The organism is Pantoea sp. DY-17 (assembly GCF_019795975.1).
In the GTDB taxonomy this organism is placed as follows: Bacteria; Pseudomonadota; Gammaproteobacteria; order Enterobacterales; family Enterobacteriaceae; genus Pantoea; species Pantoea leporis.
Window position 1 is genome coordinate 458,965 of sequence record NZ_JAIMIG010000002.1, and the last position, 24,206, is coordinate 483,170.

A 24,206-nucleotide genomic window follows, 5' to 3' on the forward strand; every position below is an offset into this window, starting at 1 on the left:
TTCCCGAAGCATACTGACCGTGGTCATGTTTTTACCGATTCAGAAGTGTGATGCTAATAGTGATAGCACTGATTGCGTAATGTTATTATTTAAACGCAAATAGAAAGGCACATGACACATATTAATTTTAGTTTCATCGCGAAATGTATTAATCATAGGGGGAATTATTATGAATAAATTACACAACCTGACAATACCGATGATCATTTCCTTTATTATCATTGCGGTATCATCAGCTACCGCCATCGGCTTACTCTCTTATCATGTGGTTTCGCGCATGGTGACATAATTGATTTCGCCAGACATCGCTAAATTAAACCAACCTTAAACGCACATAATTGTTTCCACCTAATGACCCTTACTTTGCGGAGGGTCATTATTCTCTCTTTCAGGCAATGGCATATTTCCGCCCTTTCTTTCTTATTGAGGCAGGGGCATGAATAATTGGCCAGTGCTGGGTGCACTTGTAATTTGTTTGGTTTTGATCGGTTGTGACAATAAAAGCGGTGATGAACTCAGCGCACCTCGCGTAATTAAAGCGCTAACGCTGACGGAAAATACCACAGAGAAAGCCAGGGTATTTCCAGCGCGTATTTCGGCGGGCGATTACACCGAATTAGCGTTTAAGCGTACCGGGCGGCTGGCGCAGTTGCAGGTGCGTGAAGGCAGCCATGTTAAGGCTGGCGAGGTGATTGGCCGACTGATCGATACCGATGCGCAGCTGCGCGTCAACGATCAGCAGAACAGATTCCAGCTGGCGGATCGTCAGTATCAGCGCTTCAGTGCGCTGGCCACGCGCAGTGCGGTTTCGCAGGCAGATATGGATGTGCAAAAGGCCAATCGCGACTCCGCCGCCGTGGCGCTCAACATCGCCAAACAGGAGCTGGATTATCACACCTTGCGCGCACCGTTTGACGGCATCGTCACCAGCGTGGCCTCACAAAATCATCAGGTGGTCACCGCGGGACAAACGGTGGCGGTGATCAGCCGCAACGATGTGCTGGATGTGATTTTTAGCGTGCCGGAAAACCTGTTCACCAGCCTTGACGTGCAAAACGTGAGTTATCAGCCAGAGATCAGCCTGAATGCGATGCCGGGCCGCACGTTTCGCGCGGCATATAAAGAGCATCGCGCAGAAGCTGATGCTGCCACGCTAACCTGGCAAGTGGTGCTGACGATGCCGCGTCCAACGGATTTACCGCAGGTCAGCGGACTGAGCGGCACGGTGAAAGTGCAGATGCATAACCTGCCCACTTCCGACGGCACGCCGCTGCTGCGCGTGCCGGCCAACGCGGTGTTTAACCCGGATCACAGCCTGCCGAATCAGCCTTACGTGTGGCTGATCAGCGGTGAAGGTGATGCGCTTAACGTTCAGCAGCAGCCGGTGGTGGTGGGAAAACTCAATGCGCAGGGCATCGAAATTCTCTCCGGCCTGCGAGTGGGCGATCGCATTGTGGTCGCGGGCGTCAGCGATTTGCGTGATGGTCAGGCGGTGCGCCTGTGGACACGCGAGCGAGGTCTGTGATGCGCCTGCTGGAACCGTTTCTCAAATACCCGATTCGCAGTTGGCTGGTGATCCTGCTGCTGGGCGTGGGCGGCATTTTTGCGCTGCTCAACATTGGCCGTCTGGAAGATCCGCTTTTCACCATTAAATCGGCGGTGATTGTGACGCATTATCCCGGCGCGTCGGCGCAGCAGGTGGAAGAGGAAGTGACGCTGCCGCTGGAGAACGCCTTGCAGCGCTTGCCGTCGCTCGACAACGTCAGTTCGATCTCCAGCAACGGTTTGTCGCAGATCACCGTTACGATTCACAGCCACTATCGCGCCGACGGCTTGCCGCAGGTGTGGGATGAATTGCGTCGCCGCGTTGACGATGCCACGCGCCAGTTTCCACCCGGCGTCAGCGCGCCGCTGGTAAATGACGACTTTGGCGATGTCTACGGCTACTTCTTTACCCTTTCCGGCGAGAACTTCACCAACAGCGAGCTGCGCACCTACGCCGATCAATTGCGGCGTGAGCTGAATTTGGTACCTGGCGTGGCGAAAGTGGCGATTGCCGGTATTGAGCAGGAGCAGGTGAATATCACGCTCTCCAGCCAGAAGATGGCAGCGCTGGGCGTGACGCCACAGCGCGTGGCCGCTTTGCTCAACAGCGTCAATGCCGTCTCCGATGCGGGCCAGATTCGCCTCGGCAATGAAGCGATTCGTTTCCATCCGACCGGCGAGTTTCACTCACTGGATGAGATCGGTGCGCTGCCAATCTCTGCGCCCGGCAGCAGCCAGCAAGTGTTGCTGCGCGATATCGCCACGCTCAGCCATGGCGTTACCGAACGGCCGGGCAATCTCTATCACGCCAACGGCAACGCTGCGCTGGCGATGGGCGTCTCCTTTGCGCCTGGCGTCAACGTGATTGATGTCGGCGATGCGTTAAGCGCCAAAATTCAGCAGCATCAGCAGGCCAAACCGCTCGGCATCGATCTGAACGTGTTTTATAACCAGGCGCAGGAAGTGAAGCAGTCGGTGGATGGTTTCATCAATAACTTTCTGATGGCGCTGGCGATTGTGGTGGGCACGCTGCTGCTGTTTATGGGCGTCCGCAGCGGTATGGTGATCGCCGCCTCGCTGGCGCTTAATGTGCTGGGCACGCTGCTGATCATGTATCTGTTTAAGCTTGAGCTACAGCGCGTGTCGCTGGGTGCGCTGATTATCTCTCTCAGCATGCTGGTGGATAACGCCATCGTGGTGGTGGAAGGCATCAAGGTCGATCGCCAGCGCGGCAAGCCGTTGCAACAGGCGATGATGCAGATGGTGAAACGCAGCGCGCTGCCGCTGCTCGGCGCCACGGTGATCGCCATCATCGCCTTCGCGCCAATTGGTTTATCGCAGGATTCCACCGGCGAATACTGTAAATCGCTGTTCCACGTGCTGCTGATTTCTCTGCTGCTCAGCTGGATTACCGCGCTGACGCTGACGCCGGTGTTCGTGCAGTGGATGGATGGTCGCCAGGCGATCAGCAAAGAGACCACGCAGCCGTATCAGGGCGTGGTGTTTCGCCTGTATCGCCGCGTACTCACCACGCTGCTGCGCTTCCGCATCACTACTTTAGTGCTGATGGCCGCGTGCCTGGCCGTCTCGGTCTATGGCTTCGGCTACGTGAAGCAGAACTTCTTCCCCGCCTCCAATACGCCGATTTTCTTCACCGATCTGTGGCTGCCGTATGGCACCGACATCCATTACACCGCACAAACCGCGCGCGAGGTTGAAGGCTGGATCAACCAGCAGCCGGGCGTCAGCAGTACCGTGACCACTATTGGTCAGGGCGCGATGCGCTTTACGCTGACCTACGATGCAACGCGTCAGTACAGCAATTATGCGCAGATCATGGTGCGCGTGCAGGATGCCAGGCAGCTGGAAATGCTGACGCAGCACACCGAGCAGCACATCGGCGAGCACTTCCCACAGGTGACGGAGCGCATCAAACGCATCAATTTCGGCAGTGCCAGCGACAGCGCCATTGCGCTGCGGATTACCGGCCCCGATCCCATTACGCTGCGGCAGATTGCCAGCCAGATTGACGACATTTTCCTCGCCGAGGGCAGCGCGTTTCCGCCGCGTCATGACTGGCAGGCGCGCAGTAAAGTGATTCGTCCGCAGTATTCGCCGCTGCGCGGTCAGGAGCTGGGCGTGGACAAGCGCGATATCGACCGCGCGCTGCGTATCAACTTCACCGGTGATAGCGTCGGTTTGCTGCGCGAAGGCTCGCGGCTGATGTCGATCATGCTGCAGACTTCCGAGCTGGAGCGGCAGAATATCGACCATCTTGGCAATATTCAGGTGTGGAGTCAGGCGCAGCAGCGTTATGTGCCGCTGGCCAATCTGGTGAGCGATTTCCAATTGGAATGGGAAGATCCGCTGATAATGCGCCGCGACCGCATGCGCGTCTTGACGGTGCAAACCGATCCCGATCCCGCCAGCGGCCGCACCGCCGCAGAGATTGTGGCGCGCGTGCAGCCGGCCATCGATCAGCTGAAGTTGCCCGCCGGCTATCATCTGGAATGGGGTGGCGAGTTGGAGAGTTCGCGCGATGCCCAAAGCGGCCTGCTTGGCTCGCTGCCGTTAGGTTTCCTCGCGATGTTTGTGATTAACGTGCTGATGTTTAACTCGCTGCGCGATGCGCTGGCGATCTGGATTACCGTGCCGCTGGCGCTGATTGGCGTCACCTGCGGCTTCCTGCTCACCGGCATTCCGTTTGGCTTTATGGCGTTGATTGGTTTGCTGAGTTTGTCAGGCATGTTAATTCGTAACGGTATCGTGCTGGTTGAGGAAACGCACCGGCTGGCGCGGCATCAGCCGTTACAGCAAGCGATTCTCGATGCCGCAACGTCGCGCCTGCGCCCGATTCTGCTCACCGCCTTCACCACCGTGCTCGGCCTGCTACCGCTGCTGCGCGATGTGTTTTTCCAGAGCATGGCGGTGGTGATCATTTTCGGTTTGGGATTCGCCACGGTGCTAACGCTGCTGGTGTTGCCGGTGCTGTATCAAACCTTTTATCGGGGTAGAAAGTCTTGAGCGTGAAATTTTGCCTTGAGTCCGTATTATCCGTGTGGGCTCTGACGCATCTGCTGCGTCACGGGCCGTCCTCGCGCCGCTAGCGCGGTGCCTTCGGCTTCCACGTTGTGCCGACGGACCGTTCGGGGATCGGCCGTCCTGGCCGGCCCCGAACTGCCTCACGCATCCATGCGTGAGGCTCCTGGCCCAACGTAAAAGCCTCAGCGCTGCGGATAGCCCTTTCGCCGCAGCAGACGCGCCAGCGCCTCTCACAATGTAGCCGTTTTCAACCACACGCACTGAAGCCCCGGCCGGCCTGCGCACTCACCATTGAGAAAATAATAAGCGAATCGCCATTTATGGCGACAGGTTTGTTAAATGCTCTCCCTGCTTTTTATTCCCAGCGCTCGCCAGTAATATCTTTTTCAACATAAACGTCAGCGGAATTGCCAGAATCGCACCGATGATGCCCAACAAGGATTGCCAGATAAGAAACGCCAGCAGTTGTGTGGTAAGTGCCATATTCAATCGTTTGCCCAATAACAACGGCTCAATGACTGAACTCAGAATTAAATTCAACGCCACGAAGAACAGTGCGACCACCAATGCGGTTTGGATATCGTACAGCATATAACTTTGCAGCACTGGCGGGATGGCCGCCATAAATGAACCCAGCACCGGAATATAGTTGAAGACAAACATCAACACACCCCAGAAAAAGGCGAACTTCAGGCCAAGAAGATGTGCGCCCGCCCAGACAATAATGCCGCCGACAATACTGGTCAGGGTTTTAACCTGAGCATAAACGATAACGCTTTGCACGCCCTCTTCAAGCGCCACGTAATAGCGCTGATATTTCCCTTCGGCCTGTTTACGTAGCAGGATTTTTAAATTTCTCATTTCATACAGCATGAAAAACAGCATCAGAAATACCATCAGCCACCAGGAAAGAATGCTGGGTATTTGCGTGAGAAAACCCGTGACAAAGCGCACCACCGCACCCGCATCAACAAACGCCAGCATGTCGTTGGGCGTTAAAACCAGGCCCAAATGACTAAATGTCTGCGTCACCGGCTCGAAGCGTTCGGCCAGTAGCTGCGGTGCCTGACGGCTCAGCTGGATTAAATCGGGGGTTAATACGGTGAGTTTGATGATGGTGAACACAATCACCAATAACAGCAGCACAATCACCAGCAGCGATGACAGCAGACGCGGCACGCGTTTTCTTTCGAGCCGACTGATTAACGGATCGAGCATAATCGCCAGAAACAATGACAGCATCACCTGATTAATTAATGCCGATGCCAGATAGATACCGGTGAGAATTATGGTCAACGTGGCGAGAATTATCAGTACGCGCAAAAGCCTTGACCATAAAGGAAACTCGTTCAGTCCCATTATTAAGATCCTTCATCCTATACAAAATGTATTATAGAGAAAAACCTGTGCGCTGGGCCTTGTTTGAGGTCAAGTGACGAAAAACATTCAGGCCGTAAGAGAACCGGCCTGAATGTCACGCGCTATTAATTGATTCTGAATCTCCGCGTTAATGGCTTTTCGATTTCGACAATTAAAAACATCACGAAGCCAATGATCAAGGTAATAATCCAGTAACGTAACGGTAGCGCGGTGGTACCAAACAGCAGCTGCATAAAGGGCGCGTAGATAATCAGCAATTGCAGAACTAACAGCACGCCGCTGACGATCCAGATGCCTTTATTCATCAGCAAACCTTTGCTCAATGAGAAGCCGTCGGAAACACGACAGTTCAGCATATAAAACCACTGCGCCGTTACCAGCGTTTGTAATAACACGGTACGAATAAATTCCGGTGAATAGCCGCGCGGTTGCAGCCAGGCTTCCAGAACGAAGGCGCTTATGGCGATCATCGAACCGACAAAAATCACGCGCCAGATGGCGAAACCATCCATCACATGCAGTTTGGGATCGCGCGGCGGACGACGCATGATATTTTGCTCACCCGCTTCAAACGCCAGGCCGAAGGAGAGCGTGGCGGAAGTCGCCATGTTCATCCACAGAATCAGCACCGGGGTCAGCGGAATGAGGTTACCGGCCAGCAAGGCAATGATGATCAGCAAGCCTTGCGCGAGGTTGGTCGGCATGATGAACAAAATGGTCTTTTTCAGGTTGTCATAGACACGGCGCCCTTCCCGCACCGCGCTGGCGATGGTGGCGAAGTTATCGTCCGTCAGCACCATATCGGCAGCTTCTTTAGTTACTTCGGTGCCTTTAATCCCCATGGCGATACCGACATCCGCCTGCTTCAGCGCGGGCGCATCGTTAACGCCATCGCCGGTCATCCCGACCACCTCTTTTTTGCTTTGCAGCGCCTGCACCAGACGGAATTTATCTTCCGGGCTGGTACGGGCAAAGATGTCGTACGCCTGCGCCGCCTCACTCAATTGCTGGTCATCCATCACTTCCAGCTCGCGTCCGGTGATGGCGGTGCTGGCGTTACCGATTCCCAGCATCTGCCCGATACTCATCGCAGTTTGCGGATGGTCGCCGGTGATCATTTTGACGCGAATGCCGGCTTGCAGGCAGTCGCCAATCGCGGTGATGGCTTCCGGTCGCGGTGGATCCATCATCCCGGCGATGCCGAGCAAAATCATGCCCTGATGCAAATCCTGATGCGTCAGCTCAGTTTGTCCTGGTGTGGCCGGTTTCCAGGCCGCCGCCACCATGCGTAATCCTTCGCGCGCATACTCTTCAATTTTGGCTTCCCACCACGGCAGATCGATCGGCTGTAATCCGGCTTCTGTTTGCTGCTGCTGACAATGTCTGAACAGTACGTCTGGCGCGCCGGTCAGCAGCACGCACTCTTCATCGCCAATCAGATAGTGCGTCGACATGTATTTGTATTGCGAATCAAAGGGGATTTTATTGCGCAGTTCGGTGGTGACTGAAGGCAGATGTCCTTTGGCGGCTAGCACTTTAAGTGCGCCTTCCGTCGGGCCGCCGGTGATTTTCCACAGTCCGTTTTCGTCTTTAATCAGCTGGCTGTCGTTACACAGATCGATGGTGCGCAGATAGCGCTCGAGGATCGAGCCTTGCGCCACTTTCACCGGCACAGCGTCATCGGCTTTATGGATGGCGCCCACCGGTTCATAGCTCACGCCATCAACGCGGTAAATCTGATCGGCGGTGATAATCGCTTTCACCGTCATTTCATTCATGGTCAGCGTGCCGGTTTTATCTGAGCAGATCACTGTCATCGCGCCCAGCGTTTCCACGGTAGGCAGCTTGCGGATGATCGCCTGCTGCTTCGCCATGGTTTGTACGCCAAGCGACAGAATGATCGAGATAATCGCAGGTAATCCTTCGGGAACCGATGCCACCGCAAGGCTAATCAGAGACAGCATCAGCTCTGAAACCGGCATATCGCGGAACAGCAAACTAAAGACAAACAGCGCGGCCATCATCGCCAGGATGATCAGGAAAATGGCTTTACCAAGTTTATCCATCTGCACCAGCAGCGGCGTGCGGTGCTTTTCGATATCGGACATCATCTGGTTGATGTGCCCAAGTTCCGTGGCGCCACCGGTAGCGACCACCAGCCCTTTGCCGCCGCCCGAACTGACGGTGGTGCCGGAGAACAGCAGATTGGTACGATCGCCCAGCGGCAGCTCGCCGATGAGCGCGTCAGTGCCCTTCTCGACCACGGTGGATTCGCCCGTCAGAATCGCTTCTTCGACACGCAGGTTATGCGCCTCAATAACGCGCAGATCCGCCGGGATGCGGTCGCCGGCGCGGATCACCACCACATCACCTGGCACCAACGCGGTGGTGGGCAGCGTCTCGTGATTACCCGCACGGATCACCACCGTTTCGCTGGAGAGCATATTGCGGATACTTTGCAGGGATTTTTCCGCATTGCTCTCCTGAATGTGGCCAATCAGGGCATTCACCACCGCCACGCCGAGAATCACCAGCGTATCAACCCAGTGTCCCATGACGGCAGTTAGCAGCGCAGCGGCAAGCAAAACGTAGATCAGCACATCGTTGAAGTGAGCGAGAAAACGCAGCCAAACCGGCTTGCCGGGTTTCTGTGGCAGGGCATTTTCCCCGTACTGTGTTAGGCGCGCCGCCGCTTCAGCACTACTGATTCCCTCGGTGGAACTTTGCGTACTGGCCAGCGTTTCATCGACAGAAAGTTGATAATAGGTACTTTCCGGTTTCGCAGTATTCATCGCTTTCTCCTCAAATCCTGTTTCGGAAATCAAGGCGGTGATATCCCGTATTTAACAAGTCGCCATTGAACGAAAAGATCAGACCTGACTTATCCGGTGGAAGAAGCGGTCCGTTTCAGATTGAAAAATATGTAGTTAATGGCTGCTCAGCGGCAATGGAGCAGCCCTATTTTCTATACGAAATTGAAAGTTTTTTGTAAAATGAACGCTATAAACGTAGCACAGGGATATTCAACGCATTCATTTCTCAATAAAAGTCGCGAGGCGGAAACCATTTATCTCACCAGACTTATCCGATCGCGGATAATAATAAAAATATAGTGTGATAATTCATAAGGCTGGGTAATTTAAAGCCAACATTCAGGTTGCTTTAATCTGATATTTTATATCGATATTGCGGATTAAATATCCATGAAAATCAGTTTTATTAGATTTAAATCTGGTTAATTTCATCAAAAATATTACAAGCTATCAGGCTTTACTTTTTTTGACATCTGCGTCTATGCTCATCGATAACAAAAACATCCTGTTAATACTTCTCACCTTTCAAGACGATGGCGCAGTTTTTCTGTGGTCATGGTTAATGGAGGCAACGATGTATGGTTATAGCCTGCTCCGTCTGAGTCTTTATGTTGTCATTGCGATCGTTACCTGCTCCGCCGTAGGACTATTCACCTACGCGGTTGTCTCTATGCTTGGTAATTAAATTATCCACTCACATTATTGCCAACAATGGATTCGTTGTTGCTGAGGATAAAACAGTGACTCGTTATATTACGCTGACTGCCATTGTTATATTTTTAACAACGGGTTGCGATCAAAAAACACAGGAAGTCACGCCACCGCCACGCATGGTGAAAGTCGTTGAAGTTGTGGCGTCCGGCGAATCTCAACAACGTATTTTCCCGGCGCGCATTGAATCCGGCGACTCCACCGATTTGTCGTTCAAACGTGCAGGACAGATTGAATCGCTGGATATTCGCCAGGGCAACCGCATCGAGCAGGGCCAGCTCATCGCCAGGCTTACGGCGCGGGAAGCGCAGCAGCGCGTTAATGAGCGCCAGACCGCCGCCACGCTTGCCCAGCGGCAATTTGCCCGCTTCCAGACGCTCTCCGGCCGCCAGGCGATTTCGCAGGCAGACATGGACGTGCAGCGCGCCAACCGCGATGCGGCCAATGCCGCGCTGCAAATTGCCCGTGAGGAGTTAAGCCAGATGACGCTAACCGCGCCGTTCAGCGGCGTGGCCGCCGTGGTTAACGTGCGCAATCATCAGGTGGTCGCCGCCGGACAAACCATCGCCACCTTGACCCGCAACGATCTGCTCGACGTGGTTTTCAGCGTACCGGAAAACCTGTTTACCGCGCTGGATATGCGCAACCTGACCTATCGCCCGGTGGTGCGCATCAACTCATTGCCGGATCGCGAATTCCAGGCCGAGTACAAAGAGCACACCGGCAGCAGTAACAGCAACTCGCTGACGTGGCAGATCATTTTAACTATGCCGCGCCCGGCCGATTTCCCGGCGGTGGGCGGCGTCAGTGGCACGGTGACGATTAACCTCGCCAATCTACCCGCCAACGTGAATCGCGAATCGTTAGTGGTGCCGGTGGAAGCGGTGTTTAATCCCGATAACAGCCAGCGCAACGAGCCGCATGTCTGGGTGGTGCAAGGCAGCGGCGATCAGTTGACGTTAGAGGATCGCAAAGTCAGCGTGGGCGAAGTAACCGATCGTGGCGTGGTGATCACCACCGGGCTGCATGCCGGTGAACGCGTGGTCGCTGCTGGCGTCAACGAGTTGCATGCTCAGCAATCGGTACGCATCTGGACGCGTGAGCGGGGGCTGTAATGGATATCTCCCGGCAGTTTATCGATAATCCGGTCCGCGTCTGGCTGGCGATTCTGTTATTGAGCGTCGGCGGCATTTTTGCTCTGCTCAATATTGGCCGTCTCGAGGATCCAGCCTTTACCATTAAGACCGCGGTGGTTGTCACCCATTATCCCGGCGCGTCCGCGCAGCAGGTAGAAGAGGAAGTCACCTTACCACTGGAAAATGCGCTGCAGCAGTTGCCCTATCTGGACAATGTCAGCTCCATCTCTTCCAACGGCCTGTCGCAGATTACCGTCAACATTGACTCGCGTTACCACTCTAACGCGTTGCCGCAAATCTGGGATGAACTGCGGCGCAGAGTCGGCGACGCGGCGCGTTTCTTTCCTCCCGGCGTAGCAGCGCCGTTCGTTAACGATGATTTTGGCGATGTGTTTGGTTTCTTCTTCGCCATTTCTGGCGACAACTTCAGCAACCCGGAACTGGTGCAATACGCGGAGCAGCTACGGCGTGAACTGGTGCTGGTGCCGGGCGTGGGCAAGGTGGCGCTGGGCGGCGTGATCCCGCAGCAGATTAATATCGATGTCTCCTTAACGATGATGGCCGCGCGCGGCATTACGCTGCCGCAGCTCGCCAGCGTGCTAAGTCGACTCAACGTGGTCTCCAATGCGGGCGACATCAAAGCCGGCACGGAATCGATCCGTCTGCATCCAACCGGCGAGTTTCAGAACATCGAGGAGTTGGGCGACTTGCTGGTCAGCCCGCCTGGCGATCACGCCACCACCCGATTGCGCGATATCGCCTCGCTGTCGCGCGGGCTGAGTGAATCGCCCTCCAGCATTTACCACGCCAGCGGACGTCCGGCGGTCACTATGGGAATTTCGTTTGTTCCCGGCGTGAATGTCATTGATGTCGGGCGCGCGCTGGAGGCCAAACTGCAGCAGATGTCGGCAGAAAAACCGGCGGGCATTCAGATCAACGTGTTTTACGATCAGGCCGCCGAAGTGGCGCACTCGGTGAATGGCTTTATTACCAACTTCCTGATGGCGCTGGCGATTGTCGTCGGCGTGCTGCTGATCTTTATGGGTGTGCGCAGCGGCATTATCATCGCGTCGTCGCTGGCGCTCAATGTGCTGGGCACGCTGCTGATCATGTATCTGTGCGGCATTGAGTTGCAGCGCATTTCGCTGGGCGCGCTGATTATTGCGCTGAGCATGCTGGTGGATAATGCGATTGTGATTGTCGAAGGTGTGTTAATCGCGCGTCAGCAAAACTCGCCGCTGATGACCACCATCAACTTTGTGATTCGCCGCACCGCCTTCCCGCTGCTGGGCGCGACGATAATCGCCATTCTGGCGTTTGCGCCGATTGGTCTTTCGCAGGATTCCACCGGCGAGTACTGCAAATCGCTGTTTCAGGTATTGCTGATTTCCCTGCTGCTGAGCTGGTTCTCGGCGCTTACCATCACGCCGGTGCTGATCAAATGGTGGCTGTTTAAAACACAGGAACCTACTAAAGCTGCGGCTGAAGTTTCACCTTATGACGGCGGTTTTTATCGCTTTTATCAGCGCATGTTGCTGGTGTTGCTCAGGCAAAAAACCCTCACGCTTTCGCTGATGGCGGTGCTGCTGGCGCTGGCGATTTGGGGCTTTGGATCGGTGCGACAAAACTTCTTCCCTTCAGCCAATACGCCGATCTTCTTTGTCGATCTCTGGCTGCCGTACGGCACCGATATCAACGCCACCGAGCAGATGGCCAGCGACGTTGAAAAATCGATTACCGGGCAGCAAGGCGTAGTTTCTACCGTCACCACCATTGGCCAGGGCAGTATGCGCTTTATCCTCACTTACAACGGGCAGCGTCAGTACAGCAACTATGCGCAAATCATGGTGCGCATGGACGATCAGCGTAATATCGGGGCGCTGTCACACCGTATTGATGCTTACATCGTGCGTCAGTATCCGCAGGTCAATGCCAGCACCAAACGGGTGATGTTTGGTCCTTCGGGCGGTAGCGCGATCGAGGTGCGTATCAAAGGTCCCGATCCCGACAGAATGCGCCTGATCGCCAGCCAGGTCGGCGACATCCTCACCGCCGATCCCGCCACCGACAGCGTGCGCAACGACTGGCAAAACCGCAGCAAAGTTATTCGCCCGCAGTTCAATCTGGCGCTGGGCCGCGAGCTGGGCGTCGATAAGCAGGAGGTGGATAACGCGCTGGAGATGAATTTCACCGGTAGCCGCGTTGGGCTGTATCGGGAAGGCGCTGACCTGCTGCCGGTTATCGTGCGGCCACCGGCCAGCGAGCGGCAGGACGCCAATCATCTCAATAACGTGCTGGTGTGGAGCCAGAGCCAGCAGCATTACATCCCGCTCAGCAACGTGGTGAGCGGTTTTACGCTGCAATGGGAAGATCCGCTGATTCTGCGCCGCGATCGCAGCCGCGTACTCACCGTGCAGGCCGACCCGAATCCGCTCAGCAACGATACGTCCGGCGATATTGTGGCGCGCGTGAAGCCGCTGATTGAGCAAATCTCGCTGCCGCACGGCTACAGCATTGAGTGGGGCGGCGATGCGGAGAGTTCCAGTGAAGCGCAGCAAGGCGTGTTTACCTCGCTGCCGCTGGGTTATCTGGTGATGTTTGTGATCACCGTGCTGATGTTTAGCTCGCTGAAAAACGCCGTCGTTATCTGGCTGACGGTGCCACTGGCGCTGATTGGCGTGACGCCGGGCTTTTTGATCACCGGGATTCCGTTTGGCTTTATGGCGTTAATCGGCCTGCTGAGTCTGAGCGGTATGTTGATTCGAAATGGCATCGTGCTGGTCGAAGAGATTGAACAGCAGAAACTAGTAAAGCCGCAGGCTGACGCGATCATCTACGCCGCCACCTCGCGTCTGCGCCCTATTCTGCTGACCGCCTTTACCACCGTGCTCGGGCTGGCGCCGCTATTGCGCGATGTGTTCTTCCAGAGCATGGCGGTGGTGATCATGTTTGGTTTGGGCTTTGCCACGGTGCTGACGCTGCTGGTGCTGCCGGTGATTTACGCCTGCTTCCATCGCCAAACGGTGGCTAGCGCATCATGAATGTGACCGGCCTAAACGTGATTAAAACGCTGGGATGTATGACGGCGGTGACATTTTTCACCGTGTACAACACCTGGGATCGCTACGATTACGATTATCACTGGATTCTGGCGTTTCTGACCTTTATCTCCACCATCGCGACGCCGCTGTTTTTTGTCGTCGCCGGGATTATGGATGCCCGTTCCGAGCAGGATGTTAACTGGCAGAGAGGCAAGATTCGCAATCTGGTGATCGTATTTCTGTTCTGGATGACGGTCTATTACCTGTGGGAACCCTATCAGCGCGGCTACCTGATCCAGCCGTGGTTCATCTTCTCATTCATTATCATCTACAGTTTTCACCCGCTGATGATCTGGCTTAGCCAGCATCGACGCGCGTTCGTTGCGCTGGTGTTTGCGTTGCTGGCGTTCTCATATGGCTACGATTTGCTGGCGGTGCTGCATCCGGACGACCCGCTGTTCCGGCTTGAACCGCAGTATCGGCTCTGGACCTGGCTGCTGTTTTACTTAACCGGCCAGCTGCTGTGCGATCCGCTGATTAATGACTGGATGGAGCGCAAAAAAGTGGCGCGCGGCGCGGTAATCGCCCTGCCCTTTATCTACCTGTTTACCTGGTTTTATGAGCAGCACTTTTTCTTTGCGCTATTCAAAGCCGATCGCAACGCCTTTATTCTCACTGGCTCGCAGATCTATCTGCTGGTGGTGGTGCTGGTGATCGCCGCCAGTCAGGTGCGCTTTCGCCGCAATGTGGCGGTTAAAGAGACCATTCTGGCGACCATCAGCAAAACCATGACCGGCGTCTATATTCTTCACTACTCGGTTTTCCATCTGCTCACCGCGCTGATTCCCATCACCTCGCTGGCGACTAAGCTGACGCTGATTGCCGTGACCTTTGCCGCTTCGGTGTTGCTCTCCAGAGTGATCCTCGCCAGCGGCTGGCTGAAAAAAGTCATAACGCTTTGATGCAGGCCGGCAGATTGCTCTGACTGCTGCAGTCAATGCGCCCCTTGATTTGCAACATCATGTAATCGAAAAACGGATTGGAAGTGTTGCGCATCAGCGTATCCAGCCCAACGATCAGGCTGGCGGTTTCACCGCGCAGCGAGATGGTGCCAAAGCTAATGCCATAACGATTCTTTTCGGTTGGCTCGCGGCCATACAGCGAGTCGCTGAGTGGGAACGGCACGGCAATGTGCGATAACGAATAGGTATCCTGCGGCCACGCTTCATGCATCGAACGCACGATTTCTTTCGTTTGATCCGCCGCTGTAATGCGCGCCACGGTTTGATAGGTGGTCGGTGACGCGTTGGTGATGACCGTTGAGGCATAGCGGCGCGGCGCAGGCGGCAACAAATTATTGACCGCTGAGTAGAGCGCGGGCCTGAACAGCGCGCGCAAGTTCGCCGCCTGGTTGACGTCGAACATCACCAGTTCACTGCCGTTATCCGGCAGATAGCGATAGAACGCATTGACCACCGCGCGGGTGCTGACGGTGGAATCCAGCACTGACTGGAAGGTCAGCACCGGCGGAAACGCCGGCATGCTGCCGCCGCGAATCACATGCAGCAGCTGATCCTGCATCGCCTGCGTCAGCAACCACGATTGCCGCGCCGCGCGCACCGGGAACGAGTTGTACTTGAAGGGATTGTATTCCGGAATGATGCTCAGCCACGCCGCTTTGGCGAAGCCGGGAATGATAGCGGGCCAGCCGGCTAAGCCGGCAAATCGCGCATAGGCGGTGACGCCAATCATCGGCGACAGCAATACCAGCTGTTGCGGCTTGCGCAGCGCGTTATTTTGCAACGTATCGAGGCTGTATTTCACCGCCAGCGCGCCGCCGTTCGAGTATCCAACCAGATGCAAAGGTACGTTGCTACCCGCCAGGCGTGTCGCTTCGCGCACCGCTAAGCGGGTAGCCGCCATCCACATTTGCCAGTCAACTTTGGTGAGCGAACCGGGCGCCGTGCCGTGTCCCGGCAGCCGCGGCACTACCGCCACAAAACCCTTCTGCTGATACGCCTGCGCCAGATAGCGCATGCTGTACGGCGAATCGGTTAATCCATGCAGCAGCACCACCGCACCTTTCGCTTTTCCTTCCGGCTCGAGGATATAAGAGCGATTCCAGTCGGTGTCGAATCGCGCCGGATAAACCGGGCTTTGCGCGTTAAAGCGGTTGAGCGCCGTTTTCTCATCGTCACTGAGCTGGTCGGTCACGTTGAGCTTCATGTCGTGGAAAATCGCTGCTTCACGCGTCAGATAATCCGCGAAGCTGGCGCGATCAATCTCATCCACCGACATCTCATCCGCCGACCACGTATGCCAGCGATGCAGCGGCGGTCCCTGTTCGGATTGATAACCACGGATCACCAGGAACATCACCAGCAAAACCAGCAAGCCCAACGCAATGCGCTTGAGCACTTTGCTGAGGCGATCTTTATGCAACGCGTTGACGGAATCAGAAGGCATAGCGAACCCAGGCAAACAGCACGTTACCGTTATTGTAAGTGCCGGGAATATAGGTGAACTGCACGTTGAAACGTTTATAACCAGCGGAGAACAGCGGCAGCACGATAGGCAGCGGCACGTAATTGGCGAAGTCATCGCGCGCGGTGATACCGGCAGTTAGCCCGAGACCGAGACGAAAATCGCGCGATTGATCCAGATACCAGCCTTTCTCCCAGCCATAACCAATAATCGGCTGCCATTCGTTATGGGAATCTTTAAACGCCATCGCGTAGAGCGCGCTCCAGTTACCGTCTTCATTGATGCGCGAGACGCCCAACCCGCCGCCCCATGGCGTTTCATTGTAGTTATCGGTTTTATCTTTATCGTAAGCAAAACGAGCATGCCAGCTGATGAAAGGCAGATAGAGATCGTAATACTGCGGTTCCTGCCAGGTTTGTGAAACGTCCTGCTTGAGCCATTCCCAGCCATCGCTGATCGTGTTGGCCGCCGAGGCGGGACAGACAAACAGGGCCAGAGTAAGCAACCAGGCCGCCTGAAGAGTACGCATCATGTATGCCTCTGAAATTCACCGCCGCGAAAAGGAGTGGAAAAGCTGATGTGCTCACAAAGCAGATCAAGCCACTTAACCGGTGAGATTATAGTTGCTTGTTATTGCTATAAGTAGCATCACCACGCAGATAACAAACCACCTTGTGATAATCGGCGCGGCAAAGCGCAGCCAAAGATGAAGCGTAACCGGCCGTTCAGCCGTCCAGGTCTTTAAATGGTTAAAATAAATAAACATATTCGTTGCTAAATTATTATCGCTATGTCTTAATGCGTCATCGGTTTGGAACACAGACCTTATGAAAGCAGTTTTAGTAAAGCAGTCCTCAGTTCAAGTGTTATCCCTAGATATCCTTCTTCGAGAGCCTCCTCCTAAGTGCCCAATAAGTAAATCTTTCACTTCAGGCCAATTTTCGCCGCTACAAGTGGCTCATCAATTAAGGAATTATCTATGTCTAACAAAATGACTGGTTTAGTAAAATGGTTTAACTCTGATAAAGGTTTTGGCTTTATCACTCCTAACGATGGCAGCAAGGATGTTTTCGTCCATTTCTCTGCTATCCAGAGCGACAACTACAAAACTCTTGATGAAGGTCAGCAAGTTTCCTTCACCATTGAAAATGGCGCCAAAGGCCCAGCAGCGGGCAACGTTACTCCGCTGTAAGCCGCGCTCATTATCAGCAGCGCTTACAATAGCGATGAAGACAATAGTCTGAGCAGATAAGCACCGCTGATAATAAAAAAACCCGCCTCGTGCGGGTTTTTTATTGCCTGAAATTGGTGTGACTAAGGTTTGCGTAGTGAATAAAATGCTCGCCAGCGGAATTTACGTAGTGGCAGCGCCTTCCAGTCGTTAAAGCTGCAATGCAGGTAATGTACGTCGGTGGTTATGCGACTTTACTTGGATCGAATGTGGCATTAGCCAGTATCTGGCGCACAGCTCAAGCCCAACTCTGCATAGAAGATTACGGTTTTGAATCGAAAAAAAATGAGGTAGGTTTTTTGCCTTATCCACAAGCGAAGAGCTGTAAAAACAACGATGTTAGAATTGCTTGTTTACGAAAATCTTTTTAAGCGTAACTTTGATGGTTATATTTAGTACAATTTGATTATGTGCATAGCTAGGAAGTTACCGCTAATCCAGGTATCTAACGTAAACCAAGGGAATGAAATTAATGAGAGCAGTCGAGTTATTGCAGTACATTCTGAAGCCAGGCACTGGACGAGAATTCCATACAATCATGGTTGAAATAAGTGCTCCTCTCCATCGTGGAGCGGGTATCGACATCATTGCATTTGGCAACTCGATTCATGATGAGGATTCTTACTTTCTGATTCGGGCATTTGATGATGTTGAACATATGAAAGCGTCTCAGGAAAAATTTTATATGAGTGATGAATGGATAAATGGCCCTCGAGAAGCAATCATCGAACGAATTCAAACCAGCGTAAAATCGGTATTGATACTTCCGACTATGGCAATTGATGGGCTTAGAAGTAATTAGAAACAAGGTGATAAAAGGGACATTACATGCATTGTTGATATAAATTACCTTGTCGCTTTGGATGATGAAGCGTGGAAACTATAAGATATCACCAGATATTAGTTATGAGATACCTCGCATCACTCATGCCGGACAGCGTTAAACGCTGTCCACTTTGGCCAGAAGCGGAGGCTGTCTGTATCAAGGCATCATCAGTGCCATCAATTTTGGGAACACAATAAAGCTACTCAATGGTGGCTTAAGTGCGGATGATGCATTTAGAGGTATTCGATAATTTCAAACCCTTCGTCAACTGTAGGTTCTGAGAAATAACTCGTAATGGTATTGAACTGTTGATCTGTAGCTGCAAAGTCGTGCGTACCTTCTGCGTTACGGGCGTGTAACCGGGCTCTGCAGACTTCATCAGATACGTTCAAATAATGCAGACGATTATCAGCACCTGACTCCTTAATAATACTCATCATCCATTCACGCTGTGTCCGTGTGTTTGCCGGAAAGTCCAGAACAACGGATAAACCCGCTTTGAGTAGTGCCACCAGGTGGGGCTTCATAGCCCTTCTGAGCTTTGAAGAACAATGAATATAATCCGCCAATGATTGCATTTCATTTTCATAGATCGCAGCCAGCCAGTTGTCCTCACTAACAATTACGGAGCCAGGTAAAGTAACTAATTTTGCAGATAATGTGGATTTGCCTGATGCAATTTTTCCGCATAAAAGATGCAGGGTTGGTTTTGCTGAAGTTGCCACTGTGTCGAAGTCCATATTTACCTCAATGGTTTGTTCGTTAAGGCCCACTTTACTGGCGGGAAATGGCGAACGTAATCCCACCTAAAAATTGGAAGTGATGATAATGAGTGGGTGAGATTGTACTGAGCCGGTTGCTGCATTTTTCCAGGCTAACAGGCGACAACATAAAAATCAGCTTTTTTTTAACTTTTTACTTTTAAACGTCCGCTGCTCGCCCAAAGCCGCCCATTAACGCCTCTCTGCTTAAATAACAAGCGTACTGAGAGAAGTTTTCCTTTTGCTAATCGGATCCCCTAAACTCCATCGTGTAGATCGCAACATATGGGCATTGACCTAAAAATGAATTTACCATCAGAAAATGAGACTCGTAACTTAAAGCCATTGCCACAATGTCCATCAGTGTCTGTTATGAGAGCCTTTCATTTAGTTCACGCTGACGCGCCAGACAGCTTCAACGGACGTAGAAAGTGGACACCGGTTAATAAGAAGGAAATAGGATGCTTTTGCCCGATTTGAATTTCACACAAACGCTACATCACCCGTCATTTCGACTATGAGCCGTCCGCTGTTTGTTTCTCTGGATGGACCCAAAGGCGTCGGTAAAACCACGCTACTGGAAGCCATTACGAAAGTACTCAGGTCAGATAACATTAAGGTAATCCGGCTTTGCGAGAAAAAAAGCGATCCCTTCAGGAGAGAAACCATGGCTCTGGTGAACAGGCTGGCCAGAAATCCCTCCATGGTTTTAGAGCGGGAAGTTTGTGCGCGCTTTGCTGATAGCCGTGCATGGATTTCCCAACATGTGCTGACTAAACAGCCACCGAACAGCATCATTTTGATGGATCGCTGGTACCCGTCGGATGCCGCGTTTCGCCGGATGGTTCCATTTGCTGAGATTTTACAGTTAAACATTGATCGAAACGTGCAAGAGCCGGACCTGCATGTCGGGGTTGTTACTGCGCCTGAAATTTCATGGGCAAGGGCTGCGGCCAGAACGCGCGGGTTAAGTAGTACGGTGATGCATAAGCTGGAAGATCATGTCGCTTGTACTCAGTCGTTCGAGCGAGCCGTTGCAGAACACGGCTGGGTTTTATGTCGTAATGAAGGGATGATCGAACACGCAGCCATGCAGGTTGTAAATGAGATCTACAAACTGCTGAATGCCCTTTAGGCATCAGTTCTGAGACCCTTTTTCTGCCGCATTCGGTTAAACCTATTAGTGGAAACACATCACTCTGACTGCACACTGAACACATCCGTCTATGGTTATCAGTTGCTACTCGGGCCAACTGTACATCGGTGTAATCCCTGAAAGTTCTACAGACGCACGTCTTGTGGATACGCTATGACTGGGTGGGGCTCCAGATATAACAGCGCGGTGCATAATATGCAGCTGGTGTCCGCCAACTTCCGCGTAATAAGCTGGCTATCCGTAAATGTAACGAAACCAATATCGTTACCTGCAAAGGGTTTTATTGCATCCTTGCGCTTTCATATTTATACAGCTGTTCACGGATTACTTTAGAATTAAATATATCACCCCTTTTTGTAGTGCCTTCCCATTATTTCACCGAGTTAATATCCATCATTGAGAAGCGCTTAACGCCTTTAACATTAAACCTCTTTCATGCAAAATTGCACATAATATCACCCTGCATTAGCACCTAATAACGGCAGTGAATAGTCACTTAGAAAATATATAAATCTAAGATTTCATGACTTTTAGGAATTAACCTTTAGCTAAATCCGTCATAGCGCCTACAGTTTAAGTCGAGGTTGTCATAAACGTGAAAATGGAGGATGGTTAATGTCTTTTCAACACGACGGGAAAGGCTACGTCATTATTGGCGAAGCGGCACTGAGTATTGCCTTGAGACAGAGAGTTGTCAGCGTACAATCACTGATTGACGAACTGGAACATATGGCAAATGCAGGCGGCAGCAAGGCAAGGTTGTCTGATATTTCTGAAGCCACAAAATGGCTGAAGAGTTTCGAAGAGCCCGATCGCGCTGTCCATAACGTGCCATACCTGCAAACGCTTGCAGGCTTGAACGACGAAACGAACTGACGCCTAAGGACGTAGTCCGGCTCTGGCCGGAAGACGACGACGAAGATGACCTCAACGGTCGCGTTTAACGTGTACCGGCTGGAGAAAATGTCAGGGACGACACTCTCCCCTTTCCTCAATTAATCCCCACCGGTCATTTGGCAATATTCATTTCCCATTCCCAAATTACGTATCAAAATCTTCATTAATTGAGGCAAGTTTTGTCTTGAAAACGATTTCATTATTTTCCCTCGAAATTTGAGACTTTTCTTTATCATCAAGCAATGCGTTTACATCTGGCATAATTTAAGATAATTATCAGCAAGTTGAGCAGCAACGTTAACATGCAAAATTTGATAAACCGTAATCTCTAAACAATCTTAAAGACCTTAAGGAAGTTTGTTACTACACTATTCCTACGGTAATCGAAAATATTGGAGGAAACGCAGTGTTATTTCATGACGAAGAACAAGGCCATATCATTATTGGCGAGGCAGTGATTAATCTTGCTGTGAGTCAGAAGGAAATCAACATTCACTCCCTCATCATTGAGTTGGGCACCATGGCCGAAGGCAATGCCAGCGACAATAGACTTGCTCAGATAGCCGACGCCAGACGCTGGCTAAAAGCCTTTGTCGAAACCTCCCCACGAAACCGCGAAGAGCTACGTTGGCTTTCAGCATCCAGACATTTACGCGCTATCAACAATGATCGTTAATGGGTGACTAACGTTGATTCAGGTTAAGGATGCGCCTCAGGGCGCTCCGCATTATGTCGATAAGTAAGTGAGTTAAACAGACTTCATTCCCTGAACCTTTCAATACCCCCTCCTCCAGTTAATCGCCTCCTCTCTCTTTGTACAAATTTACCCTTATCTTCAACAACCAGAACCCGACAGCTGATCTCACAACCAAACATAACTACCTGAATAAAAAGGATAAGCATCTTTTGCTTGAAAAGAAAATCTGTACAGATAAATTAATCCTGTACAAGTTTTAAAAGATTGTCTAACTTTATGTTCAGACAGAATCGACTATCCCAACTTTTACGAGGTTCGCATGCGTCAGAGTGTTTCTAAATTTCCCGATACAGCCAGCGATATTGCACATTATTTTAGCAAAGCAAGCGCGCCAACTCAGCAAGAAACGCTAGGTCAAATTGTTGTCGAAATCCTTCGGGCAGGCAAGAACCTTAATCGTAAGGCTATCTGCACTAAACTGTTAAGACGTCTCGAAGTCGCAGCCACTCAAGAAGAAGAACGCCATTATCAGACATTAATCGGCATGCTGTTTGATCGCTAAGTTTTATCTGTTGGCGAGATAAGCCAGTCACGATCCCGTCGAAGGGATTCAGGCTTTAAACCGCTCATTAATGGATTTTTATCCATGAAAGGCGTGCCATAACAGAAATATGCGCTAAATTTAGTTTTGAATGACTTTTAACTGGGTAAATAGCCCAGAAAGCATGGGTTTGTTTAGCCAACACCCAACGCAATAGCGTAAACATCTTTCAAACGTTGCCGCAGAAATATCTGATCACAAGGAGAGAAAATGCAACAAAGCGCACAGCAAACGTCCCGCGAAATAGACATTACTGACTATCTCCAAAACGCAGGTGACAACCTTTCTGCGGAGAAGACACTGATTGACTCCGCCATCCAGACGCTTGAGAGTCAGGGTAAGAGTGTCTCCAATAGCGCCATTATTTTGTACTTCATCTCGGAAATTGAAAATACCACGGACCCGTTGCAACTTGACGCGTTACTCAACGCGTTGAAGATGGTGGTGGGCTTTACTCCGGGTGAAGAAGAACGTTGGGCATTTTTTTACTGGTGAGTAAAGTCTCAGGGACATGAGGATCAGTATTTTTAATATGGATGTAGCGGTCAGAAAAGCGGGGAATTGACACAACTCTCCCCGCTGATAGGCAAATAGAATAGTTTGTTTTATTAATCATCATCATTAGGCGTACGGCCTACAACGATTTCAAGGCAGTTGCGCAGCACATCGAGTTGCTCAATATCTGTCGCACTCTCCAGCTCCGCTATCAGACTCATGATGATGGCCTTGTTCGTCACTCTTCCTCTCTCTGCGATCAATGACTTTACGATGATACCAATGACTTCTTTTTCCTGTGCATACTGGTCACCGGTGCTGTGTAAATAACTCTGCAGGTCTGACTCGATAGTATTCTGCTGCATAAAATATCCTTACTGAGTTGCGCATTTTTGTCTCTCTTCCACGCACTTAAGCCCTTAGCCGGCGTTAATGTCGGGTTGAGTCGTCATTACCGAATTTGTCTATATCAAAATTTGCCATGTGCTCCCGGTCTTCAACTTTAGGGGATTCACTCTCGGCAATTTCTTTCTTAACATCCTGCATAGCGAGAAGTATTGCGCGCGCGCGTTCTTCATCCTTTTCGGCTTTCAGCATCCATTCAAGTTTCGAGAGGAGCGCACGTCGCGAGATGCCGGCTTTTTCGCGCAGCAATGCTATTACCGCCTCGCCGATGAGAAGATCACTCAACTTTTGTTCATGGTGATTTTTCATATCACTCTCTGTTCAACATTTAGTGTTGAGAAGAGAGAGAGATGCGGCTGAAAAACGCTGCAATATCATTTACTGAATGGCATTTTCCCAGGTTCTGTTGCAAGGAAACCTCACGTATTCATAATTTAATCAGATCGTCATGCAGTAAACTTATACAATGATCGCAATGTTGTACAGCTTTATTGGCGTGAATTGATGAATATTTAATATGAGATAGGGCAAGTAAAAAGGATTGGACTTTTATGGCAGGAAAAAATGACCTCTGAAAGTGGAAATCTCTAACGCTTTCAGAGGCGATGCAAAGCATCATTCGTTACGTGCGGAGAGTACCGCTGGGTCAATTTATAGGAGATTAAAAAAAATGCACGGGTTATATTTTTTTATTTTAGCTCCTATTACAGTCATTTAAATTGCATCTTTATCAAAATGAAACCGCTTCGGTTATTTATGGACTCAATCATCAAGAATATTGATAATTTTTATTTGGCCATTCCAAATAAATGCCATTTATTAATCGATTTCTCATTTTTAAAAGACCACGTTGATAAGTAACGCTCGGGTTTTACTGACGAGGATAAACGAAGCCAGGCAGTGATTTCAGGACTGTCTACCAGACCATTACTGTGATGATTGAAGTGATAAAGGCCTCGTGCCCGAGCCTTTTCATTTTTATTTG

The 24,206-nt window shown here is 51.6% G+C and carries 19 protein-coding genes; 12 read left to right on the forward strand and 7 right to left on the reverse strand.

Going from position 1 to position 24,206, the window contains the following annotated elements; genetic code table 11:
- Positions 1-436 precede the first annotated feature (436 nt).
- Together K5Y33_RS12475 and K5Y33_RS12480 are read left to right on the forward strand one after the other, a co-directional pair.
- Positions 437-1,525, forward strand: a complete 1,089-nt coding sequence (locus K5Y33_RS12475) for an efflux RND transporter periplasmic adaptor subunit (protein ID WP_222234120.1) — start codon at positions 437-439, stop codon at positions 1,523-1,525.
- A complete protein-coding gene (locus K5Y33_RS12480; protein WP_222234121.1) occupies positions 1,525-4,569 on the forward strand; it encodes an efflux RND transporter permease subunit in 3,045 nt (1,014 codons plus the stop codon). Before K5Y33_RS12475 ends, K5Y33_RS12480 begins: the two co-directional genes overlap by 1 nt.
- Before the next feature lie 336 nt (positions 4,570-4,905).
- Here K5Y33_RS12480 and K5Y33_RS12485 read toward each other — a convergent pair whose 3' ends face one another.
- Positions 4,906-5,946: an AI-2E family transporter gene (locus tag K5Y33_RS12485; RefSeq protein WP_222234122.1), complete on the reverse strand. Its 1,041-nt coding sequence runs from the start codon at positions 5,944-5,946 to the stop codon at positions 4,906-4,908.
- A 125-nt stretch (positions 5,947-6,071) separates the two neighbouring features.
- Entirely contained in the window at positions 6,072-8,759 is a 2,688-nt protein-coding gene (locus K5Y33_RS12490; RefSeq protein ID WP_110867122.1) for a cation-transporting P-type ATPase, read from the reverse strand.
- 851 nt (positions 8,760-9,610) lie between these two features.
- On the opposite strand from K5Y33_RS12490, the gene K5Y33_RS12495 reads away from it, so the two are divergent.
- The 3 genes from K5Y33_RS12495 to K5Y33_RS12505 are packed head-to-tail and all read left to right on the forward strand — an operon-like array spanning position 9,611 to position 14,630.
- Positions 9,611-10,606 carry an efflux RND transporter periplasmic adaptor subunit gene (locus tag K5Y33_RS12495; RefSeq protein ID WP_255610331.1) on the forward strand — a complete coding sequence of 332 codons (996 nt, stop codon included), beginning with the start codon at positions 9,611-9,613 and terminating at the stop codon, positions 10,604-10,606.
- A complete protein-coding gene (locus K5Y33_RS12500) occupies positions 10,606-13,668 on the forward strand; it encodes an efflux RND transporter permease subunit (RefSeq protein ID WP_222234124.1) in 3,063 nt (1,020 codons plus the stop codon). Before K5Y33_RS12495 ends, K5Y33_RS12500 begins: the two co-directional genes overlap by 1 nt.
- Positions 13,665-14,630: an acyltransferase gene (locus tag K5Y33_RS12505; RefSeq protein WP_222234125.1), complete on the forward strand. Its 966-nt coding sequence runs from the start codon at positions 13,665-13,667 to the stop codon at positions 14,628-14,630. The genes K5Y33_RS12500 and K5Y33_RS12505 overlap by 4 nt, the downstream gene beginning before the upstream one ends.
- Here K5Y33_RS12505 and K5Y33_RS12510 read toward each other — a convergent pair.
- Positions 14,617-16,134: a carboxylesterase gene (locus K5Y33_RS12510; RefSeq protein ID WP_222234126.1), complete on the reverse strand. Its 1,518-nt coding sequence runs from the start codon at positions 16,132-16,134 to the stop codon at positions 14,617-14,619. The two genes, K5Y33_RS12505 and K5Y33_RS12510, sit on opposite strands and share 14 nt — an antisense overlap.
- Entirely contained in the window at positions 16,124-16,681 is a 558-nt protein-coding gene (gene pagP / locus K5Y33_RS12515) for a lipid IV(A) palmitoyltransferase PagP (protein WP_370634135.1), read from the reverse strand. The genes K5Y33_RS12510 and pagP overlap by 11 nt, the downstream gene beginning before the upstream one ends.
- Before the next feature lie 450 nt (positions 16,682-17,131).
- On the opposite strand from pagP, the gene cspA reads away from it, so the two are divergent.
- A complete protein-coding gene (gene cspA, locus K5Y33_RS12520; protein WP_007885867.1) occupies positions 17,132-17,344 on the forward strand; it encodes an RNA chaperone/antiterminator CspA in 213 nt (70 codons plus the stop codon).
- A 511-nt stretch (positions 17,345-17,855) separates the two neighbouring features.
- Positions 17,856-18,185: an NIPSNAP family protein gene (locus tag K5Y33_RS12525; protein ID WP_101761246.1), complete on the forward strand. Its 330-nt coding sequence runs from the start codon at positions 17,856-17,858 to the stop codon at positions 18,183-18,185.
- Positions 18,186-18,442: 257 nt separating this feature from the next.
- Here the strand turns inward: K5Y33_RS12525 and K5Y33_RS12530 are convergent, their stop codons facing one another.
- Positions 18,443-18,949, reverse strand: a complete 507-nt coding sequence (locus K5Y33_RS12530; protein WP_217547859.1) for an ATP-binding protein — start codon at positions 18,947-18,949, stop codon at positions 18,443-18,445.
- A gap of 538 nt (positions 18,950-19,487) precedes the next feature.
- Here K5Y33_RS12530 and K5Y33_RS12535 point away from each other — a divergent pair.
- The 5 genes from K5Y33_RS12535 (at position 19,488) to K5Y33_RS12555 (ending at position 22,816) form a co-directional block, all read left to right on the forward strand.
- Positions 19,488-20,105, forward strand: coding sequence for a dTMP kinase (locus K5Y33_RS12535; RefSeq protein WP_222234127.1), 618 nt, complete (start codon positions 19,488-19,490; stop codon positions 20,103-20,105).
- A gap of 636 nt (positions 20,106-20,741) precedes the next feature.
- Positions 20,742-21,002, forward strand: coding sequence for a hypothetical protein (locus K5Y33_RS12540; RefSeq protein ID WP_222234128.1), 261 nt, complete (start codon positions 20,742-20,744; stop codon positions 21,000-21,002).
- 427 nt (positions 21,003-21,429) lie between these two features.
- Positions 21,430-21,699 (forward strand): hypothetical protein, encoded by a 270-nt coding sequence (locus K5Y33_RS12545; RefSeq protein ID WP_222234129.1) that lies wholly within the window; start codon positions 21,430-21,432, stop codon positions 21,697-21,699.
- 340 nt (positions 21,700-22,039) lie between these two features.
- Entirely contained in the window at positions 22,040-22,282 is a 243-nt protein-coding gene (ycgZ, locus tag K5Y33_RS12550) for a regulatory protein YcgZ (protein WP_101761241.1), read from the forward strand.
- A 249-nt stretch (positions 22,283-22,531) separates the two neighbouring features.
- Positions 22,532-22,816, forward strand: a complete 285-nt coding sequence (locus K5Y33_RS12555) for a biofilm development regulator YmgB/AriR family protein (protein ID WP_101761240.1) — start codon at positions 22,532-22,534, stop codon at positions 22,814-22,816.
- Between the two features lie 113 nt (positions 22,817-22,929).
- On the opposite strand, the gene K5Y33_RS12560 is transcribed toward K5Y33_RS12555, so the two are convergent.
- Together K5Y33_RS12560 and K5Y33_RS12565 are read right to left on the reverse strand one after the other, a co-directional pair.
- A complete protein-coding gene (locus tag K5Y33_RS12560; protein ID WP_101761239.1) occupies positions 22,930-23,181 on the reverse strand; it encodes a biofilm development regulator YmgB/AriR family protein in 252 nt (83 codons plus the stop codon).
- Positions 23,182-23,245: 64 nt separating this feature from the next.
- Positions 23,246-23,530 carry a hypothetical protein gene (locus tag K5Y33_RS12565; RefSeq protein WP_101761238.1) on the reverse strand — a complete coding sequence of 95 codons (285 nt, stop codon included), beginning with the start codon at positions 23,528-23,530 and terminating at the stop codon, positions 23,246-23,248.
- Positions 23,531-24,206: the final 676 nt, after the last annotated feature.

Bases quoted from the DNA above. Each gene is read 5' to 3' on its own strand.
- K5Y33_RS12475 (WP_222234120.1), top strand. From the start codon at position 437: ATGAATAATTGGCCAGTGCTGGGTGCACTTGTAATTTGTTTGGTTTTG.
- K5Y33_RS12480 (WP_222234121.1), top strand. From the start codon at position 1,525: ATGCGCCTGCTGGAACCGTTTCTCAAATACCCGATTCGCAGTTGGCTG.
- K5Y33_RS12485 (WP_222234122.1), bottom strand. From the start codon at position 5,946: ATGGGACTGAACGAGTTTCCTTTATGGTCAAGGCTTTTGCGCGTACTG.
- K5Y33_RS12490 (WP_110867122.1), bottom strand. From the start codon at position 8,759: ATGAATACTGCGAAACCGGAAAGTACCTATTATCAACTTTCTGTCGAT.
- K5Y33_RS12495 (WP_255610331.1), top strand. From the start codon at position 9,611: ATGGTGAAAGTCGTTGAAGTTGTGGCGTCCGGCGAATCTCAACAACGT.
- K5Y33_RS12500 (WP_222234124.1), top strand. From the start codon at position 10,606: ATGGATATCTCCCGGCAGTTTATCGATAATCCGGTCCGCGTCTGGCTG.
- K5Y33_RS12505 (WP_222234125.1), top strand. From the start codon at position 13,665: ATGAATGTGACCGGCCTAAACGTGATTAAAACGCTGGGATGTATGACG.
- K5Y33_RS12510 (WP_222234126.1), bottom strand. From the start codon at position 16,134: ATGCCTTCTGATTCCGTCAACGCGTTGCATAAAGATCGCCTCAGCAAA.
- pagP (WP_370634135.1), bottom strand. From the start codon at position 16,681: ATGCGTACTCTTCAGGCGGCCTGGTTGCTTACTCTGGCCCTGTTTGTC.
- cspA (WP_007885867.1), top strand. From the start codon at position 17,132: ATGTCTAACAAAATGACTGGTTTAGTAAAATGGTTTAACTCTGATAAA.
- K5Y33_RS12525 (WP_101761246.1), top strand. From the start codon at position 17,856: ATGAGAGCAGTCGAGTTATTGCAGTACATTCTGAAGCCAGGCACTGGA.
- K5Y33_RS12530 (WP_217547859.1), bottom strand. From the start codon at position 18,949: ATGGACTTCGACACAGTGGCAACTTCAGCAAAACCAACCCTGCATCTT.
- K5Y33_RS12535 (WP_222234127.1), top strand. From the start codon at position 19,488: ATGAGCCGTCCGCTGTTTGTTTCTCTGGATGGACCCAAAGGCGTCGGT.
- K5Y33_RS12540 (WP_222234128.1), top strand. From the start codon at position 20,742: ATGTCTTTTCAACACGACGGGAAAGGCTACGTCATTATTGGCGAAGCG.
- ycgZ (WP_101761241.1), top strand. From the start codon at position 22,040: ATGCGTCAGAGTGTTTCTAAATTTCCCGATACAGCCAGCGATATTGCA.
- K5Y33_RS12555 (WP_101761240.1), top strand. From the start codon at position 22,532: ATGCAACAAAGCGCACAGCAAACGTCCCGCGAAATAGACATTACTGAC.
- K5Y33_RS12560 (WP_101761239.1), bottom strand. From the start codon at position 23,181: ATGCAGCAGAATACTATCGAGTCAGACCTGCAGAGTTATTTACACAGC.
- K5Y33_RS12565 (WP_101761238.1), bottom strand. From the start codon at position 23,530: ATGAAAAATCACCATGAACAAAAGTTGAGTGATCTTCTCATCGGCGAG.